This is a genomic window from Clostridium kluyveri DSM 555, assembly GCF_000016505.1.
Taxonomy (GTDB): Bacteria; Bacillota; Clostridia; order Clostridiales; family Clostridiaceae; genus Clostridium_B; species Clostridium_B kluyveri.
This window is the reverse complement of record NC_009706.1, coordinates 3010362-3025089: the sequence shown is the minus strand read 5'-3', so window position 1 is coordinate 3025089 and position 14728 is coordinate 3010362. Positions and strand designations below refer to the sequence as shown.

22 protein-coding genes and 1 pseudogene are annotated in these 14728 nt (G+C 30.5%); 5 read left to right on the top strand and 18 right to left on the bottom strand.

The window, feature by feature from the left end; translation table 11 throughout:
* Positions 1 to 94: 94 nt before the first annotated feature.
* Entirely contained in the window at positions 95 to 1273 is a 1179-nt protein-coding gene (locus tag CKL_RS14480; RefSeq protein ID WP_012103314.1) for an IS110 family RNA-guided transposase, read from the bottom strand.
* A gap of 260 nt (positions 1274 to 1533) precedes the next feature.
* Here CKL_RS14480 and CKL_RS21620 point away from each other — a divergent pair, with 260 nt between their 5' ends.
* Both CKL_RS21620 and CKL_RS19990 read left to right on the top strand, forming a co-directional pair.
* Entirely contained in the window at positions 1534 to 1656 is a 123-nt protein-coding gene (locus CKL_RS21620; RefSeq protein ID WP_278184170.1) for a hypothetical protein, read from the top strand.
* A 59-nt stretch (positions 1657 to 1715) separates the two neighbouring features.
* Positions 1716 to 1876 (top strand): annotated as a pseudogene (locus CKL_RS19990) (phage terminase small subunit-related protein); the annotation flags it as partial.
* Positions 1877 to 2327: 451 nt separating this feature from the next.
* Here CKL_RS19990 and CKL_RS14475 read toward each other — a convergent pair.
* Both CKL_RS14475 and CKL_RS14470 read right to left on the bottom strand, forming a co-directional pair.
* On the bottom strand, positions 2328 to 2627 hold the full coding sequence (locus tag CKL_RS14475; protein ID WP_012103312.1) for a YjgB family protein: 300 nt from the start codon (positions 2625 to 2627) through the stop codon (positions 2328 to 2330).
* Positions 2628 to 3350: 723 nt separating this feature from the next.
* Positions 3351 to 4523 (bottom strand): iron-containing alcohol dehydrogenase, encoded by a 1173-nt coding sequence (locus tag CKL_RS14470; RefSeq protein WP_012103311.1) that lies wholly within the window; start codon positions 4521 to 4523, stop codon positions 3351 to 3353.
* A 275-nt stretch (positions 4524 to 4798) separates the two neighbouring features.
* On the opposite strand from CKL_RS14470, the gene CKL_RS14465 reads away from it, so the two are divergent.
* Complete coding sequence (locus CKL_RS14465) at positions 4799 to 4996, top strand: cold-shock protein (RefSeq protein ID WP_012103310.1); 198 nt, start codon at positions 4799 to 4801, stop codon at positions 4994 to 4996.
* A gap of 85 nt (positions 4997 to 5081) precedes the next feature.
* Here the strand turns inward: CKL_RS14465 and CKL_RS20960 are convergent, their stop codons facing one another.
* The 3 genes from CKL_RS20960 to CKL_RS21835 form a co-directional block, all read right to left on the bottom strand.
* Positions 5082 to 5249, bottom strand: coding sequence for a hypothetical protein (locus CKL_RS20960; RefSeq protein WP_012103309.1), 168 nt, complete (start codon positions 5247 to 5249; stop codon positions 5082 to 5084).
* A 168-nt stretch (positions 5250 to 5417) separates the two neighbouring features.
* Positions 5418 to 5507, bottom strand: coding sequence for a hypothetical protein (locus CKL_RS21385; protein ID WP_242649427.1), 90 nt, complete (start codon positions 5505 to 5507; stop codon positions 5418 to 5420).
* Positions 5508 to 5878: 371 nt separating this feature from the next.
* On the bottom strand, positions 5879 to 6004 hold the full coding sequence (locus CKL_RS21835; protein ID WP_148204857.1) for a hypothetical protein: 126 nt from the start codon (positions 6002 to 6004) through the stop codon (positions 5879 to 5881).
* Between the two features lie 138 nt (positions 6005 to 6142).
* On the opposite strand from CKL_RS21835, the gene CKL_RS20955 reads away from it, so the two are divergent.
* Complete coding sequence (locus tag CKL_RS20955; RefSeq protein WP_012103308.1) at positions 6143 to 6280, top strand: hypothetical protein; 138 nt, start codon at positions 6143 to 6145, stop codon at positions 6278 to 6280.
* A gap of 737 nt (positions 6281 to 7017) precedes the next feature.
* Positions 7018 to 8799 carry a hypothetical protein gene (locus tag CKL_RS14460; RefSeq protein ID WP_148204856.1) on the top strand — a complete coding sequence of 594 codons (1782 nt, stop codon included), beginning with the start codon at positions 7018 to 7020 and terminating at the stop codon, positions 8797 to 8799.
* A gap of 176 nt (positions 8800 to 8975) precedes the next feature.
* Here the strand turns inward: CKL_RS14460 and CKL_RS21830 are convergent, their stop codons facing one another.
* From CKL_RS21830 to CKL_RS14410, 12 genes are all read right to left on the bottom strand, one after another.
* The gene (locus CKL_RS21830; RefSeq protein WP_172634769.1) at positions 8976 to 9170 is read right to left on the bottom strand and encodes a sigma factor-like helix-turn-helix DNA-binding protein; all 195 of its coding nucleotides are present in this window, start codon (positions 9168 to 9170) and stop codon (positions 8976 to 8978) included.
* 204 nt (positions 9171 to 9374) lie between these two features.
* Positions 9375 to 10082: a sigma-70 family RNA polymerase sigma factor gene (locus CKL_RS14455; RefSeq protein ID WP_012103306.1), complete on the bottom strand. Its 708-nt coding sequence runs from the start codon at positions 10080 to 10082 to the stop codon at positions 9375 to 9377.
* A 65-nt stretch (positions 10083 to 10147) separates the two neighbouring features.
* Entirely contained in the window at positions 10148 to 11428 is a 1281-nt protein-coding gene (locus CKL_RS14450; protein ID WP_012103305.1) for a phage major capsid protein, read from the bottom strand.
* Between the two features lie 58 nt (positions 11429 to 11486).
* The gene (locus tag CKL_RS14445; protein WP_012103304.1) at positions 11487 to 11732 is read right to left on the bottom strand and encodes a hypothetical protein; all 246 of its coding nucleotides are present in this window, start codon (positions 11730 to 11732) and stop codon (positions 11487 to 11489) included.
* 11 nt (positions 11733 to 11743) lie between these two features.
* A complete protein-coding gene (locus CKL_RS14440; RefSeq protein WP_041700838.1) occupies positions 11744 to 12103 on the bottom strand; it encodes a P27 family phage terminase small subunit in 360 nt (119 codons plus the stop codon).
* 112 nt (positions 12104 to 12215) lie between these two features.
* On the bottom strand, positions 12216 to 12737 hold the full coding sequence (locus CKL_RS14435) for a hypothetical protein (protein WP_012103302.1): 522 nt from the start codon (positions 12735 to 12737) through the stop codon (positions 12216 to 12218).
* 5 nt (positions 12738 to 12742) lie between these two features.
* Positions 12743 to 12943, bottom strand: coding sequence for a hypothetical protein (locus tag CKL_RS14430; RefSeq protein WP_012103301.1), 201 nt, complete (start codon positions 12941 to 12943; stop codon positions 12743 to 12745).
* A gap of 192 nt (positions 12944 to 13135) precedes the next feature.
* Positions 13136 to 13447 carry a histidine kinase gene (locus tag CKL_RS14425; protein WP_012103300.1) on the bottom strand — a complete coding sequence of 104 codons (312 nt, stop codon included), beginning with the start codon at positions 13445 to 13447 and terminating at the stop codon, positions 13136 to 13138.
* A gap of 105 nt (positions 13448 to 13552) precedes the next feature.
* Positions 13553 to 13783 (bottom strand): helix-turn-helix domain-containing protein, encoded by a 231-nt coding sequence (locus CKL_RS14420; protein WP_012103299.1) that lies wholly within the window; start codon positions 13781 to 13783, stop codon positions 13553 to 13555.
* 161 nt (positions 13784 to 13944) lie between these two features.
* A complete protein-coding gene (locus CKL_RS14415; RefSeq protein ID WP_012103298.1) occupies positions 13945 to 14151 on the bottom strand; it encodes a hypothetical protein in 207 nt (68 codons plus the stop codon).
* Between the two features lie 78 nt (positions 14152 to 14229).
* Positions 14230 to 14382, bottom strand: a complete 153-nt coding sequence (locus tag CKL_RS20950; RefSeq protein ID WP_012103297.1) for a hypothetical protein — start codon at positions 14380 to 14382, stop codon at positions 14230 to 14232.
* Positions 14375 to 14710, bottom strand: coding sequence for a hypothetical protein (locus CKL_RS14410; RefSeq protein WP_012103296.1), 336 nt, complete (start codon positions 14708 to 14710; stop codon positions 14375 to 14377). The genes CKL_RS20950 and CKL_RS14410 overlap by 8 nt, the downstream gene beginning before the upstream one ends.
* Positions 14711 to 14728: the final 18 nt, after the last annotated feature.

Here is a 14728-nt window from a genome sequence, read left to right as displayed (position 1 = left end):
AGATTTTTATAGTTATTTAATTGAAAAAAGAAAGCATGACAAAAAGAGCAATGGAAAATTGCTTTTTGAAAAATATTAATTTTTATGGATAAGTTTATATTTGTGGAGCAAAAGTTGCATTGGTCTTTAGAAGATGAAATATTATACGTATCAATTTTTTAGCAACATGGCTCATGGCAACATAATAGTGCTTGCCTTCAGAGCGTTTCTTCGACAAATATGCAGAGAAAGTGGCATCTCTCATTGAAACAGTTCTCCCAGCCATAAGTATGGCCCATCTAAGGTAGGCAGAACCCCGTTTGACCATGGGTGTATGGGATGCAGTGTACTTTCCAGATTGATAGGTGGAGGGATCTAATCCGGCAAAGGCCAGGAGTTTACAGGGAGTGGTGAATCTTTTAACATCGCCGATTTCTGCCAATATTATAGCAGCCAGGGTATATGAAATTCCTGGAATACTAATAAGTGGGGAATTGATCTCAACAACGATTTCTTTTATGAGAAGCTCTAAGGAATCAATCTCGTGTTGTACTGACTGTATTAACCTAATGGTTTGCTTGAGTTCAAAACTTAGAGACCTTGAGTTAGTGCCAATAGAATTTGCAGCAGACTCCTTTAGAGAAATAGCTTTATCTTTTCCATACTTGCCCTTGGAAGCTGTATTTAGTATGTTTGTTAGCTTGGTCAGGTGGCAGGCAGCTATATCTTTTGGGCTTGGAAGTATGGATAAAAGGGCATAGGAAGAAGATTGATGAATTGACCAAAAAAGATCGGGCAGCTCGGGGAACATAATATCTACCAATCTATTGACAGATGTTTTCAACTTAGACCTATATCCAATTAAGCGATATCTATGCCTGGTTAATGACTTTAGCTCTTGAATCTGGTATGATACAGGAGAATAGGATTTTGTATCATCAGAAAAGAGCATTTTAGCAATAACCAATGCATCCGTTTTATCAGTCTTAGTTTTTCTAAGAGACTGGGCTTTACGGAAGAGATTTGTAGCTAAAGGGTTGAGAATGGAGAGCTTGAAGCCTTTAGCATACAAAAAGTTTTGGAGATTGGTGCTGTAATGACCTGTTGATTCAAGTCCTATTTTTACGTTGGAAATATCCTTGTCAGGCAGAATGGAAAGTATTGAAGAATAAAGTAATTCAAAGCCTTGACGGGAATTGGATATACGTAAAGAATCATTATAAACAACACCATCTGAATCTATAATACAGCAATCATGTTTGTTTTTTGCTATATCTATACCAATATAAATCATAAGAACAACTCCTTTATAGTATTATACGCTATGTTCCACAAATCTCATGCAAATGTATCCTTGCTATATATAAAACGTCATGCGTTATCTAACTAATTAACAGATAAGCATAAGACAGTGGTTAGATCCTCAATTAAAATAGTCCAGCTATAGGTGATAAAACTAATCCACAGCGTCTTATGATAATTATAGTAAAAATCTCTAAGAAAGGAAAAGTATAATGAATTTTTACTATATGTTCATTATACAAGGTGATTTACTTGGGGCGTAGAAATAATAAAGGGAAGAACAAAGAATTAACTGATTTTAGTTATTTACTTAATAAAGAACAAGAAAAAGATGCTAATAATAGAATAAAGAAAGATAATGAGAAGGAGAATTAATTTCCTTCTTTTTTCATCTCCAAAACAAAACGAATGAGGTAGGTGGTGACAATGTAGAGATGCCGAGACAGAGAAGTCCGAATGGGGATAAAGCATTTGAAATTTACAAAGAGCATGGTTAGTAAAGATTGCAGAAGTTTTAAATCTTTCACCTGGAACAATAAGAGGGTGGAAGAATAAAGATGAATGGGATAATAAGTTGAATGGAACGTCCCAAAAGAAGCAGAAAATATTGTTGAAATATCAAGTATGGCAGGTGCTTTTGTTATGTATGTAATTAATCTATTAGTGGTAATACCAGCAGCTTTATCATGTACTGAAAAACATGTACCATATAAAGGCAATTTATGAGTATAGTAGTTATACGTATAAAAATAGACCATATGGTAGAATTAATATCCATCATGTGGTCTTAGTTACTAAACCTAATATGAAAACTACGTACTAAAAAAATTATACTCATAACTTACATAATGATGATCATTCTTGTTTCTTTTGTCTTTGGCTAAGTTTTGATAACAAAAACCATATTTCATACCCCATAAATGTTTCAAGTGTATTCATTAGTACATCATTTAATTCTCCATAACGGCCGTTTATTTTATCCAATTTATTGAAGATACTTTGCACTTCATAACAGAACTGATGGTTTTAGGCCCACTTACCAGTCCTTATTCCTGATTTACCATTGCCTTCCTCATCTGCCATTGAGTTAAAGTTCCTTGAGGATAAAGAACTGAATAATGATCTAGTAAAAGATCTTTGTTATTGCTTTCAGACTGGGGAAATACAAATAATATTTTAAACTCTTTTGTTGCTACATAGCCAATTATTTCTTCACCATTGGATTTAACATCATATGCTGGAGTTCCAAATACCTCTTTTACTTTGGATAAAGTTATTTTCTTTATCCCACTGTCAAAGGATCTCACTTCAAATATTCGAGAACCTTTATTACATAGTAAACTCATATTTTTAGTCTACGATTATATAAGATTAACAAAAAATTACATTTACTTTTCAGTACATGACATGGCTGTTAGTATTACTCCTATTAGTGGTTTTAACAGGTCACTATATTTTTTTGCTTATAGATTAAAACATATCGAAACAATATTAAGGAGATAACATAGTATTTTTGTGAACATTAATTATTATATCCAAATTCAATAAATTCAAAACAAAATGAGTTTTATGTCTTGAAATTATTTACACATATTGTAAAATGGTATATTATATATTTATAAGATTAATCTGTTTAATTGATTAATTTTTTATAAACCAGCATAATTTCTAAGCCTACTGGAGATTTTTCTGGTAGGCTTTATTTTTTGTTTAAATATATATTCACATAAAAAGCTGACCAAAGGCCAGTTAAAAAATTAATAGGGACAACTATATTTAATAGTATATTCAAAATTTTTAAGTTGCATACAATATATAGGAAACAAATTTAATTAAAATATAAGGTATTCTTTAAATAAGATAAAAATTTTTATAGTAAAATAATATTAAATTAAGATAATAAAGCATTTATAGGAGCATTATTATTATATCCAATTTACTATGTTTTAAATGCAAAAGAGAGCTTTTACACTCTCAAATCTTTTTCTATGTATCATAATAGGTTTTTTCTTTACCAAACTACTTACCACTTCCGACTTAATCTTCTCAATGATTTAGTTCGAATGTATTTACATAGCAGCTTTAAAAATATTCATTATATCCACAAAAGTTCCTCTTCTTGGATTTGTAGAAGAACATATATCTTTTTCAGCATTTTTGGAAAGTAACTCTAAATCATCTTTATCAATTCCAATAGAACTTAAATGAGTTGGAAGACCAATATCTTCAGCAAGATTTTGAATGCCATTTTTAATTTTATTAATAGCATCCTGTTTATTAGTGGCTTTTACTCCCATAGTTTCACTGATTTTAAGAATTCTTTCCTCTGGTATTGATATCGAATTAAACTCTAACACATGAGGCAGTAGAGCTGCATTACAAGCTCCATGCATCTCCTCATAAAGTGCACCTATTTGATGGGACATGGAATGAACATATCCTAAACCTGCATTGTTAAGGATCATTCCACCCATAACACCAGCAAACATCATCTTTTCTCTGGCTTCCATGTCATTTCCATTTTTATATGCTCTTCTTAGATATTCAAAAACTAACTTTAAAGCATTAATTGCCAAGGTATCTGTAATGGGTGAAGCTTCTATAGCAACAAATCCTTCTATAGAATGAGTTAAAACATCAATACCAGAATTCGCAGTTATCTTTGGAGGCATGGTTGTCATAAATCTAAGATCATTTACAGATATTATAGGCATCATTTTCGGATCTGTAATAACCATTTTTACTCTTCTACTATTATCTCTTACAATTGTGGAGTCACTTACTTCAGATCCTGATCCAGAAGTAGTATTTATTGCTATAACAGGTAAACTAGGTTTTTTCAACTTTTTATATCCTTCATAGTCTTCTATATCTCCGCCATTGGTTGCTACAATGGCTATACCTTTTGCACAATCGTGGTTGGTTCCACCTCCAATGGATATAATAAAATGATAATCCCTTTTTAATATGTTTAATCCTTTTTTGAAGTATGTAAGAGCATCTTCCACAAATGAAATTGTACAATCTGGATGTAAGATTCCATCAAATATATCATAAGAAATAGATAAGTCTTTTAATATTTTTTCAACTACTTCAACATGGCCAAGACTTATTATATTTTTGTCTGTGACGATTAAAGCTTTGCTTAATTTATAAGGTATTAATTCTAATGGTAAATCTTTAAGAGCACCTACGCCAATGAGATTTATTGCAGGCAAACGAAAATCATGAATATTCTCCAATCTAATTCCTCCAAATAATAAAATATACTAGTTTTATTATTTCTATTTAGTAAACTGATTATGTTTGAAAATTAATAACTCAATATAAATAATTTGCTTTATTTAATAATGTGTGGTATACTTAGCAAACACTTAAATGAATCGTAATCAATCTAAACACAGGTATATTTCAATAAGTACTTAAATAATATATGCATTTATTATTATCGAAATTTTATTTAGTGTATTATAGTTGTTACAGAGAGTTTAAGAAATAAAATTTTGGAGGTACTTATATGACAGGTACAGTTAAATGGTTTAATGGAAACAAAGGATTTGGATTTATTACAGGAGAAGATGGAAATGATATTTTTGCACACTTTTCTCAAATAAATTCACAAGGTTATAAAACACTTGAAGAGGGTCAAAAAGTTTCTTTTGACGAAGGAAGAGGACAAAAAGGAACACAAGCAGAAAATATTACTGTTCTTTAATTAGTGAATATTCTATATCCCTTAGGTATATATCTAAGGGATTTTTGAATTGTATAGATAAATTGGATTTAGTTAAGAGAGGAGTTTAGTATTCCCCTATTTCTTTCTCTGATATCCATTTATATAACAGTTGATTTATTAAATTACTTAAACTTTGATTTTTACCATCCCTAACTAGTTCTATTCTAATAGCCTTTTTCAAATCAGGTTCTAAGTATATTGTAGTCTTTTCATTAATATAAAAACACCTCATTCCAATTTTAAAGAATGGAATAATAAAACCCTAACTTTATTTTAGCTAGAGCCTTTCTGTTCATCTTTATCAATTTTATAATTAAGGGCATCTAATAAGTTGAAAACAAGTTGCTTGTTTTTTCACACAATTCATTATATTTATCCAGAAGTTGTTTTTCTTTTATCGTTAATGCTGCTTATCATTTATATCTAAAAGCCAGTCGGCAGATGCATTATATGCTTCACATATAGCTTTTATAAATTCCGCGCTAGGCATAGATAAGCCATTTTCTATGTAACTTAAAGTTTTTTGGAAAACGGTGGCCTAAGTCGAGCGATAAATTCTTCTTGAGTTAACTCAAGAGCCCCATGCGCAAATCATAGATTTTATCTGCAAAAGACTTTTTTAATCCCATGTAAATTTCCCCATATAAATATATATCAGGGATATCCTATCATAAAATAAGCGTATATCAATGAAATGTCGTTATATGGACTATATATAAAAATAAATATCTGCATAACGACATAAAATAGTAAAGTTATTTTTTGTTTTATAACAATTCTTACAGTTGCAATATTTACATTTATTTTCCAAGGAATAAAAAGGACAATAGAGTTGCTCGTTATAAAAATATAGAAATAGTATTATAGGCATAACAAAAAAATATCACACACTTTCCTTATAAAGGCAATTTTTATAATATTAATTTTATAAACAGAATTGTTTTCTAACTTACTTAATGCTTGGCTTATACCAAGCTTTCTAGCCATTTGATTTTGCGTAAATCCTAATTTTTTCGCGTATTTTTAAACAAGAAAAACCACCTCAACCTACATTTTACGACACAATATTTGTATTTTGCACAAGAAAATAATGGAATGTCTAATTTTGTAAAGGGGGAACTGTGGGTGACAAATGAAAAAGTATTATGTGCAGAAAAATTAAAAAATGAGAACGAAATTTTAAGGGAGGAGAATATAAAACTTAAATCAATAATTAAAGAGTTAAAACGCTCTATTTTAGATATGAATATAACGGAATCTTAATATACATCTAAAAATTAGACAACCAAAAGACAACTAAATTGAAAAAATCGATTAAATAAATAAACGTAACAAAAGCTTGTAATACGTTGATACTATAGGCTTTATCTTGGCAGGGGCAGTAGGAATCGAACCCACAACCAACGGTTTTGGAGTGCGGTAGACTACTTGTTTTAATCCTAAATATATTACTGTAACTGTTGATATATAAACGTTTTAGCATTTTGAGTTGCTGTATTTGAGTTTGCTTTTGGGTACTATTTTATATTTATAGTACCCATTTAGAACCCAATAATTATTTTTCAAATCCTGGTTTTTATAATGTCTTTTGTTACACATACAATACATTATGACCATAATAAAATAGCTAACTAGAAAAGGAGTATTAATAATTTGATTCTTGCTTTACGTAATTTGAGATAACCTCAAAAAGCTGTTATATAATTATTCCATTTTTCAGCATATGTTGTCCATGCTCGTCTATATCAGACATAGAGGTTAAAATATATGTACGTAATTACTGTACTATCAATCTTCTGTGAAGATGTTTATATTAAGAAAAAAAGTATATACTATTTGTCAAAAAAGCTTGTCTTTGTGTGCCTTTTTTTGTTTAATTATATTAAAGATACAATTTTATACAAGATTTTTTATACAATTATTAAGATAATCTAATCTTATTTACCTTGAGGGATGAACCTAAAATGATAAATTAATGGTTAGTATTTTATTTGGAGGTTATGATGGAATATAAAAATTTTATTAATAAAGAATGTTTAATAAAAGAGATCAGCTGCTTGTCGAAGGTATTGTACTCTAGAACTGATATCATAGATTTTTTAAAGAGTAACGATAAGGATATTTTAAAGGAATTCACAAAAGAGTTTTGGGAAAATCCAAATCAGAATATAACAAATTTAAAGAAAAAATATAGAATTCCCAATAATATATCCGGCTATGATATTGTAAAGGCTCATTATTGCGATAAATACATAGAATTCATTTTAGATTGCTGGAATATTGAACTTACAATTGAAGATATGATAGAAAAATATTTAATACCTTATAATAAAATGGAAAATTTATTATTACAAATACATATTGAGCTTGATGCATTATACTGTCCTAATTGTATATCTTGTAATCTATTTATTCTTGATAGTTCACTTAAGGATATAAAAGAAAATTGCGTAAACTTTAGATGTGTAAACTGTGGTAGCAGATTCAATGAAGCAGAAAAATTTTTGACTAAAGAAGAAGCTGCTGAGGAGTTGGAAAAATTAAAAAAAAGGAAAAGAGACTTTAAAAAACTTTTAGATGATGTCAATTCGCAATTACAAGGAGAAGATTCTATAAAGTGCTATAAGTGTCAAAGTCAGTTAAATTTAAATTATGATGACAATAATTTAAGTTATTATCTGGAGTGTGCAAAATGTGGAGAAACAATGGATAATATAGAAGTAGCAAAAACCAAGTATAATAAGTGGAAAAAAAGAGCCGCAATGATGATTGCTATTAAGGCACAAGAACAAGAAATAATTGAGAAAACCTTGCAGATGAAAAAAGCATCACAGGTTATCTTCAAGAAAGAAGATATCATTAAGGAAGAAGATATCTATGAAGCAATAGATTTTATTTATGAAATTCAACAAATGGATGCTTTAGAAGGATGGGCAAAAGTATATCAGATAGCAAGAAGTTGCAATAGATTAGAAAGGTTAGTTCTATTAAGCATACTTGAATTATGTAAAGATCAAAATAACAAGGTTACTTGGAGGTATATATCAAGTGATGAGAAGTTTACTGCATACAGATTCACTTTAGAAGATGAGCCGGTAGTTATTAAATTATATAGTAAAACTAATATTGTTATGCTGAGGACGGAACTAAAAAATCTTATAGAAAAAAAGCTAATAGCAGTTAGTGAAGATAATAATTATATCGATGTTATGCCTATACTTGTAGATAATATCGATTCTATTAGAAATTTACTAAAAACACAAAATGTAAGTGCACATTTGAGATATCTTATTTTTGAAAAACATAATTTTACCTGTGTTAGATGTGGTGAAACGGGTAGACCCTTAAGAATATCTTATCTAACAGCTGACAAAAATAACCATGATATTAACTTAATGACATGCCTTTGTGATTTTTGTTTTGAAGATGCAACCGAAAATGAAGTTTTAATAGATGGCTCAGTTACCTTCGACACTCAAGATGAGGTTAGTAATAGAACAGCTTGTTGGGATTTTGTAGTTAACAACTTTTCAGAACTGAAAAATGATGATAAAATCTATAAAGATATTATTAAATTACTAGAAAAGTATGACGAAGTTGACCTAATAAAAGCTTTTGCAATTACAATTGAAAGAATTAAAACTAATAAATTAGATAACACAGTTGATGCACTATTAAGGTATACTGTTGGTATTTTAAATAATTCACCCGATGGTATTGATATATCTGAAAAACTTATTGAAAAGTACAGTTTAGAAAACTGGATTGAAAAAATACAGTGATATTATCTATACTGTGAACAAGCATAGATTGATTTTACACAACTGTATGGATATTCTCCTTATTTTCTAAAAATAATATAGTTTTTTAGGTATATTCTTATTAATTATTTATTTTATATCTTTATCGAACTTTTAAGTATTACATAAAAAGGTACCCACATAATATGAGTACCTTATCATTCATATAACATATCTATCTCTTTCCAGAATTCATCTTCCATCCTAAATAATACTTTGCCTGTACACAACAAAATATACCTAATTCTCCTACGTACAGTGCTTTCACTTATACCAGCTTGTAAAGATATCACCTTATAAGTTAATACTCCAAAATACGTATAACATATTATTTTCTGATTTTCTTCTTTCAAGGCGGATGTGGTCTTAATTATTTTAGTTAACCTAAGATAAAGCTTATCCCTGATTTCTTTGATTTCCTTTAAAGGTATTCATACTATAGTCACCATTTTTTAAATCTTCATCCATAAGAGCTATAGTCTTTTTATTTCAGGAATACTTTTTAGGTATTTCTCTGTTAGTGCAATAAACTCATTACCCTTCACCATACCACCTCATTACAATAAATATCTGGCAGCAAAACTCATACTTTCTATTGTCCCAGAAATACTGTGGACTGACTGTCTCCTTTTTTGGATATACATTTCTTTGGCCTTTGCTGCTCCCCAGGAGGATCTTCTTATTTTACCCAAGGCTGTATGTTCAATATTGTTAATCTTGGATCTAGTGACATTATATATTTCTCCAATCTGACCACAGGTCATACATTTATAATTATCCCAACCATACCGAAATTTTAATATTTCTCTTTCCTTCAAAGTATTATATCTGGCCATAACTTCCTCAAGTTCTCTGTGGAGCTGCTCATTATATATTTTATCCTCAACATTTTCAAAGCCATAGTCTACACCTTCTATACAGTCCATAAACTCAATATCTCCATCACTGGAATTAGGAATATTAAGGCTTGTTTCTTCATTTGTATTTTTACTTTTTATAAACCTGTTCATCTTATGGTATATCCAGTAAACAGCATAGGTACTAAATTTGCAGGGCTTTTCAATATTAAATTTGTATTTATCTGCTGCAACCATAAGTCCCATAAATCCCTCCTGTTTCAAATCCTCTTTATCTATAGAATTGGTTTTTTCAGTATAGAATCTATTTGCAAATTTATAGACTATGCCTTTATTAAGCTCAATAAGTTTATCTAAGGCACCTTTATTCCCAGCTTGATATAGTTGTACTAATTCCTCATTGGACATAATTATCACCCTTATATAGAAATAGGAGTAATTTTTTATGATTACCCCTATTTCAGTAGTTTATATTAGCCTGTAACGGTTATCTTAACAAAATAGCTAGGATATACTGGCTTACCATCATACCTAGCAGTTCCTTTAAACACTGTCTGGTCTTCTATAAATCTAACCTGGTCTGATACTGCAAGCTGCACCCCTTTTCTTTCTCCAAGCAGATACTTTTTAAAATCTCCTAAAAGTATGGTATTAGCTGGCATATACTGACTAAATACAATTCTTGTACCATCTGGAAGTCTTGGAGATTGAGCAGTTTGTATTACAAGTCTTCCATCAGATGTAGGCAAGAAGGTTTGTGGAGCTATTTGAGAATAATAAAAGCTTCTTTTCATAACTGCAATAACTTCACCTATAGGAGCACCATCCTCTCCATCATCTATAACAGACATATGGGAAACTATATTCTTTAATGTACCATCAGAAGTTACATTGTGTGCTTCAAGCCCTGTGCCTCCTAATGCTGTGATAATTCCTGTAGGCTGTTTACTCGCAGCTGCTCCGGTAAGTATTGCTTTATCAAGTGCCTTTGCTATAGCCATAGAAAGCCTTGTCTCAATGTAATTTGCTAAGTTTATCATACTATCTTCAAGTATCGCATTTGCAACCGGAATAAAGCCGCCAACCTTAAACCCATCAAGTTCAGTCTGTGAAAAACCCGCACTTAATTCCTGAACCGCATCCGTCATTTCTGTCCATATTCCTTCTGGAATCGCCCCATCCATTATTATTCTTGCTGTGCCTGTTAAAGGTTGGACATATACCTCTGAATAAAGTGCGGAATAATCTCCTAGCCTTGCCTGTATCATGTCAATAACTGCTTCTGGAATAATGGCATCCGTTCCACTTATTGCCCTGTTTTCTTTAGCGGCATTGGCAATCCTGGTATAAAAATTTTTTACTTCCTCTCTGTTTAGTCTCTCAATCATTTGTTCCCTGGTTTCGTATTTATTACCCCTCATTCTTAATCCTCCTATATTTGTAATATCTATTCTATTTCTTGCTCCTGGGTTATTTGTAGGTGCATTACTATTAAGTTCTTCTAATTCGCTCTCAAGTGCAGCAATTTCACCTTCAAGTTTGCCTTTATTTTGCTCCCCATATTTTTTATCCGATTCTAATTTATCCGTTTCTTCTTCTAGGGCAGATATTTCTTCATCTGTCTTAGCTTCATCTATGCTGTCCAGCAATTCTTTTGTCCTTTTACTAAATCCTTTTTCAAGTTCAATAATCTTGTTTAAATCAGCTCTTTTTTTATTAATTTGATTGGCCAATACCAATTGTCTTAATGCCATACTCTCACCTTCCATTCACATTAGTTTTATATTAATCATCAAACCTTACCTAAACTTTCTATAAACATAGCAGCCTTTTATAACTTTCTATATCCTCCTCAAGATTATGAAGAACATCCAGTAGTATATTTTTAGTTTCCTCATCCCCCTTGTGGTTTTCTATTTGATTTTTTATTATTTCATGGTGAAGCTTCATGTCCACATAAATTTCTATTATATAATCATATGCCCCATGGTAATTTCCTTTTTTCTTTAACTCTTTCACAATTTCATTTACTAATTTTTTCTTATTTATTTCATCCATAAATAACACTCCTATTCTAATTTAGATAAAACATCATATAACTTTGAGGTTTTTCCCTTTGATTCTAATTTTGCATTACGCAAGCTCTTGGGATTTAACAGTAATCTATCACCATAGATAACTATATCTGTTCTTAATTTTTCCTGTGTTGTAGCCAATGCACTTTTTTTGGTTCCACCTCTTTGTGTTTCAGTTTCTATATTAAATTCATTTTCAATCAATCTTTTTGTTATTATTTCATATTGAGCTAACATTCCAGAATATATATTAATCAGGTTTTCAAATTCCGGCTTATATACGTTCAAAGCTTTCATATCAGCCTTAACTTGCCTTTTGAATTTCTTTAATAATTTCTCATATTCCAAGTTCATCACCCCTTAACTCAAAAAAGTGGGAATATGCTCTATTGGAAAGACTTATCCCTGCCCGGTCCCTTACTGAATCCTCTAACCCAGAAAGACAGGGGGGGATAACTTCGAAATGCTACCATCTTAATATACTTAAATACTCTGGTATGTCGTACTTCCTTGCAAGTGTTGTAATTAGACTATATGCCTTAAAATGTTCATGCTTCATCTGCACATCATTTATATGGCGTTCCTCTTCATTGAGACGTTTTTTCTCATTTGTGATTTCATTCCTTTTATTGTCCAATGTCTTAACAAATTCCTGATATTCACTTTCACAAGACAATATATCCTCTTTAATGTCAATCAGCCTATCCCTTATGATTTTCTTTACTGCACCATCTGTTGATTGCTCAAGTGCTTGTATCTTCACAAGAAGCATTTCCTTCTCCTTCTTTAGCTTGATGATGTTCTTCTTATCTTCCTCTTTAAGGAGCTGTATGCTTATGTTTTGCCACTGCTTACGCATCTCTTCTAGGGCAAGCCTATCATCTGCTGTTCTTTCCTTAAGTCTACTGCGGAGCTGTTCAATTTCAAATAGCTGCTGCACTAGGTAATGTGATTTCTCCTGTATACTATCATTCAATAATTTATCCATAATATCTATCTCCCCTCATGTTCTTTCTTATATTCCTTGTAAGCCTTACGCACAGCTCTCATCAATCCGTTTGGATCATCTATAAGATCCTTTATGGTTAAGCTGCTATTCATACGCCTAAAGGTATTACTTTTTCTTCTGCTCCTGTGTTTATTCTTTTCTCTATATTCAGGGTCTTGATAACCCACCTTAACATACTTTGACATAAATCCACTTCCTTACATAAAACTAAAAGGCCACAGGATTTATCCACATACCTTAATAAAAGGTACATAGTATATTTCCTGCGGCCATTATTTCTAATGCCTTACACTTATAAAAAGTGCAGTACTCTTCAATATTAACTTTATATTTACATTATACCATAAAACCATAGTAAATACAGTAATATCAATGGTTTAAGTATCATTTGAGCTTGAATATATAGCTTCTGCTGTCATTGACTGAATTTTAGCTATAATTCCTTTCAGCATTGCATTTTCTTGCTTTAAATCTTCCAGTTCTCTTTCTAACCTTCGGCGTTCTAGTGGAGAAAACTTTTCAAGTTTTACGCCCATTAATTCTCTAATATGATTAGGTTCAAATCTCACAGCTGGTATATTGCACGTCTGTATTATTCCATCAGCTCTATATTGATCCACTGTTCTTTCATCTATCTGGAGAATCTCGGCCACTTGTTTCTTTTTTAATAAAGGTTCTATAGTGGTCATATTAAAACACCTTCCCTTTATTCATTATTTAAATATTAATAGTTATTTGCCTTATCAAATACATTAGTATCAATGGTATTCGTAAAGTTAATATATAATTACATATTAGCTGGTCAATTTCATCTTTTTAAAGAAAATATCACTTACCGATAAATTGAAAGCATCTGCAACACTTGCCGCCTCTAGCATTGACCATTTAGGAATCTTACTGTTTAACCTTCTTCTCATGGTTATTTTTGTTATTCCCGTTTTTTTACATAAATCTTTTTGTGTCCAATTCTTATATTTTAAAAGTAGTTTTATGTTCTTGCTTGCATATTTTAAATCGTTGCTCATATTTGTATCCTCCTAAATCGTATTTGTTTAAGATTATACACTTTTGCTATTACAATATCTACCTTCAATTACAATTTAATTCAATTAATATAATTCCTAAACATTAACTTGTTCATGAATATATTCTATAGTAATCTAATAAACCACCAATACTGCTAAATTTATATCCTATCACCTTTTTTACGTTTTAATCTCTCCTGACTTTTCCCTATCATAACACCATAGTTGAAACATGATGCAGCTAAAGCAATATAAGAGCTTGCTTCTCCAAATTGATTTTCACAATTTTCACATATAGCCTTTAAATTGTTAAGATGTTCAAATGGTATCTTTTGATTATTAAGTGCCTTTTTATAAGTTTCATTCATTTTCAAAATTCCTCCCTTGACATTATACTTATTGGATAAATGTACTTATATAAGTATACTTTCCCAATAAGTATATTTTTATTTATTTAACAGGTCCAGTCTCATGTATTTATGTGGACCTTCTTTTTTATATATTTTTGGCTCTTTCTTAAACCGGAAAGCACTTCTTATAAGTAACAACAAATTATCCTTTTCATCATTGGTGGTATATGAAATTTTTAATCTAATCATCTTTATTCCCTCCAAAGCTATCTATATAAGCTATATCTTTTATTTCTGATAGAAAATTCAAATCAGTAAGTCCCTCTATAACACCTTTTTTAAAATAAAAATTCATATATAAAATAGCCTGACGGTCTTTGTATTCAACAATATCAATAACAGATTTATATACATCTGGAGATACCTTTGGTTTTAATGATTCTAAAATGTTATTTACTCTTTTATCCAGACCCTTAAATTCCGGTGATTTATCTAAATCTAATCCAAAGACTTCACTAACATTGAGTTTCTTTAGCTCTATGACTTTATTAATGACATTTCTTAATACTTTATCCATTTATAACCCCTCCTTGAT